The organism is Stenotrophomonas sp. 2YAF22 (genome assembly GCF_052114665.1).
Taxonomy (GTDB): Bacteria; Pseudomonadota; Gammaproteobacteria; order Xanthomonadales; family Xanthomonadaceae; genus Stenotrophomonas; species Stenotrophomonas indicatrix.
The window spans coordinates 1-3,229 of the sequence record NZ_JBFRFE010000505.1; the positions used below are offsets into that span (position 1 = coordinate 1).

5 protein-coding genes are annotated in these 3,229 nt (G+C 68.1%); 3 read left to right on the top strand and 2 right to left on the bottom strand.

Annotated features, from left to right (window positions below):
• The coding region (locus AB4Y84_RS17200) for a response regulator (RefSeq protein WP_442250521.1) at positions 1 to 737 on the bottom strand (737 nt) is incomplete at its 3' end.
• 44 nt (positions 738 to 781) lie between these two features.
• A complete protein-coding gene (locus AB4Y84_RS17205; protein ID WP_442250522.1) occupies positions 782 to 1,399 on the bottom strand; it encodes a DUF4126 domain-containing protein in 618 nt (205 codons plus the stop codon).
• A gap of 178 nt (positions 1,400 to 1,577) precedes the next feature.
• Between AB4Y84_RS17205 and AB4Y84_RS17210 the strand changes: the two genes are divergently transcribed.
• Genes AB4Y84_RS17210 through erpA form a run of 3 tightly spaced genes read left to right on the top strand, consistent with a single transcriptional unit; the run spans position 1,578 to position 3,214 of the window.
• On the top strand, positions 1,578 to 2,321 hold the full coding sequence (locus tag AB4Y84_RS17210) for a DUF6776 family protein (RefSeq protein WP_025874629.1): 744 nt from the start codon (positions 1,578 to 1,580) through the stop codon (positions 2,319 to 2,321).
• Between the two features lie 4 nt (positions 2,322 to 2,325).
• Positions 2,326 to 2,790: a bactofilin family protein gene (locus AB4Y84_RS17215; protein WP_025874630.1), complete on the top strand. Its 465-nt coding sequence runs from the start codon at positions 2,326 to 2,328 to the stop codon at positions 2,788 to 2,790.
• Between the two features lie 31 nt (positions 2,791 to 2,821).
• Complete coding sequence (gene erpA, locus AB4Y84_RS17220; protein WP_025874631.1) at positions 2,822 to 3,214, top strand: iron-sulfur cluster insertion protein ErpA; 393 nt, start codon at positions 2,822 to 2,824, stop codon at positions 3,212 to 3,214.
• The last annotated feature ends 15 nt before the right edge of the window (positions 3,215 to 3,229 follow it).

The window sequence follows — 3,229 nt, forward strand, 5'->3', positions numbered from 1 at the left end:
TGCTGGGCCAGCGTTGCGTTGAGTTGCTGCAGCACGTGGTGGCGCGTCGGCAGCCCGGTTTCCGGGTTGCTGGTGGCCGGTGCGCCGTTGGCACCGGGCAGGGTCGCTGCCTGCGCGCGTGCGCGGCGGATACGGTTGGCCACCGCGGCGATCAGGTGGCGCGGCCGGATCGGCTTGCTCAGGTAATCGTCGGCACCGCAGTCGAGCACTTCGAACTGGCGCTCCGGATCCGGGTCGCCGCTGAGGAAGACGATCGGCAGCAGCTGCATGCCGGGCTGCTGGCGGATCATCGCGGTCAGCCGCATGCCATCCAGCCCGGGCAGGTGCAGATCCATCAGGATCAGGTCAGGGCGTTGCTCGCGGATGGCCTGCTGCACGCCATCGGCATCGCCTAGCACGATCGCCTGCATGCCGGCGCCATGCAGCACGCTCTGTGCGAACAGGGCCTGGGCACGATCGTCTTCGACGATCAGCACGCGGTAGGGCGAGTCGGCATCGACAGGCGGGATGTCACTGTTACCCGCCTCGGGCAGTGCGGCGGTGGAGGGCAGGGGCGGCGGAGCCGCCAGTCGGGCGCCGTCGCCGGGCACCGACAGGGCGGGTGTCTCTGACACCGCCGGTACCGCTTCGGCAGGCGTTGCCGCGGCCAAGGGGGCGGCCCAACGTTGCCAATGATCGGCCGGGGGGGTTTCAGCGCGTCCCGGGCGGGGGCCCGCGGCGGATTCGTTTGCGGCCATCGATGCTCCTGGTGTTCGCGGCCATTATGCGACAAGCCTGCCGATCAGCCGGTACGCGGTTGCCGTTGTCCGTCGTCGCTGCCGCCACGTGCCAACCAGCGCACGCTTTTCCACAGGGTGCGCCAGACCAGCCAGACCAGCAATGCGCCGGCCAGGCTGCAGGCCAGCACCACCACCAGCGCGATCCATGGATGCGCCAGCGCGAGCGCCAAGCCGCCGATCACCACGGTATCTTCGGCCGCAGAGGCGACCCAGTTGCTGGCCGGTTCCGGTGAGGTGTTGAGCAGGGCGCGGGTGCCGGCCTTCAGGCCATGGCTGGCCAGTGCAACGCCCGCGCCGGCGACCAGTGCGCCGGTGCCCAGGTCGCCATCGGGCGACAGTGTCGCTGCCGCGAGGAAGGCGCCGGCGGGCACGCGCGCCAGGGTCTGCACCAGGTCCCAGGCTGAATCCACGCCGGGAATCTTGTCGGCGAAGAATTCGGCAATGGCCAGCGCCGCCGACGTGCCGAGCACCCACCACKACTCGGTGGCCTGCAGCGCCGGTGGCAGGTCGACCCAGCCGAGCAGGCCGGCGATGCCGACGCCGAATACGGTGAGGTAGACACGGATGCCGGCCAGCCAAGCCAGCAGGATGCCGATCACGAACAGGTGGGCTTCGGTCATGGCGTGCTCCGGCGGCGGAACTGTGCGGGGTGCCACACTATCGACCATGGAGTGGCTGAATGCCACCGCCCGGTGCCGGCCGGCACCGGGGAAACCCGCCGTTCCTGTCATACACTAGCCCGTCGTTTGCCCCAGGGGCCGTACTGGCGTCGCCACTGCGATGCCACGGAGACTACCCATGAACAACCGCCCTCCCATGCGCGTGCAGGTCCGCCTTCCCGGTGCCGCGCAACCACCCGCCGACCGCCGTCGCCTGCTGGTGATCGCCGGCATCTGGCTGCTGAGCCTGGTGCTTGCGGTGCTGGGTGGCTGCTGGCTGGGCACGCCGCGCGGTGAACAGGGCCAGCGCGTGCAGGCTGCCGAGAAGCGCGCCGATACGCTGCAGACGCAGCTGACCGAACTGCGCCAGAAGCAGGCCACGCTGGAAGCGTCGGACCGCATCAGCCGCGCCGCCAACAACGAAGTGCAGTCTTCGCTGGCCGAGCGCGATGAAGAGATCGCCGGCCTGCGCGCTGACGTCGCCTTCTACGAACGCCTGGTGGGCTCGACCAGCCAGCGCAAGGGCCTGAACACCCATTCGATTGAATTCAGCCCGGAATCGGCCGGCACCTGGCAGTACAGCGTGGTGCTGACCCAGAACCTCAACCGCGGGGCGATCAGCCAAGGGCAGATGCGTTTCACGGTGGAAGGCGTGAAGAACGGCAAGCTGGCCACCATCAGCTGGGACGAGCTGCACCAGCGCAGCAAGGTGCCGGGACAGGATTACTCGTTCCGGTACTTCCAGCAGCTCACCGGCAGCGTGATGCTGCCGGCTGACTTCACCCCGCAACGGGTGAAGGTGACATTGGGGAGTGGTGCGGGGGGCACCACGCAGGTATTCGACTGGAAACAGGCCGGTGCACCGGCCAGCAAAGGGGAGTAGGCAGATGTTCGGAAGCAGCAAATCCAGCCGTGATGGCCAACTGGTGGTGGATGCCCTGATCGGCAACCAGGTGGTGATCCGTGGCGATGTGGAATTCAGTGGTGGCCTGTACGTGGAAGGTCGCATCCACGGCAAGGTGATTGCCCAGGAGGGCGCCAGCGCGGCGACCCTGACCCTCGCCGAGCATGGCGTGATCGAAGGCGAGATCCGCGCCCAGGTGGTGGTCATCAGTGGCCGGCTGGACGGCGATGTCCATGCCACCGAGAAGGTCGAGCTGACCCCGAGTGCGCGGGTCAACGGCAACGTTCATTACCAGGTGGTGGAAATGAATGCGGGCGCCCAGCTGAACGGCCGGCTGATCCATGCCAGCGCCCCGATGCAGGCCCTGCCTGCGCCGGAAGGCGAAGCGTCCGCTGACGGCAAGGGCGACACCGCCGCCCGCCGCAAGCTGGCCGAGGCGATGGCTTGAAAGCCAGCGCCGGCGCCCCCATGCTGAGCCCATGAACACGCTCGTCTCCCTCCCCGGCGCCACGCCGGCCGCCGCGCCCGACTACCAGTCGCTGGATCGGCCGCTGAACTTCACCGAGGCCGCTGCGGCCAAGGTCAAGGAACTGATCCAGGACGAGGGCAACCCCGACCTGTCGTTGCGTGTGTACATTGAGGGTGGCGGCTGTTCGGGCTTCCAGTACGGGTTTGAGTTCGACGAGAACCGTGCCGGCGATGACCTGGCGGTGCAGACCAGCGGGGTCACCCTGCTGGTCGATCCGCTCAGCCTGCAGTACCTGATGGGTGCCGAAGTGGATTACACCGAGAGCCTGACCGGTGCGCAGTTCGTGATCCGCAATCCGAACGCCAAGACCACCTGCGGCTGCGGCAGCAGTTTCAGCATGTAATCGCAGGGCGTGGGG

Bases quoted from the DNA above. Each gene is read 5' to 3' on its own strand.
- erpA (WP_025874631.1), top strand. From the start codon at position 2,822: ATGAACACGCTCGTCTCCCTCCCCGGCGCCACGCCGGCCGCCGCGCCC.
- AB4Y84_RS17210 (WP_025874629.1), top strand. From the start codon at position 1,578: ATGAACAACCGCCCTCCCATGCGCGTGCAGGTCCGCCTTCCCGGTGCC.
- AB4Y84_RS17215 (WP_025874630.1), top strand. From the start codon at position 2,326: ATGTTCGGAAGCAGCAAATCCAGCCGTGATGGCCAACTGGTGGTGGAT.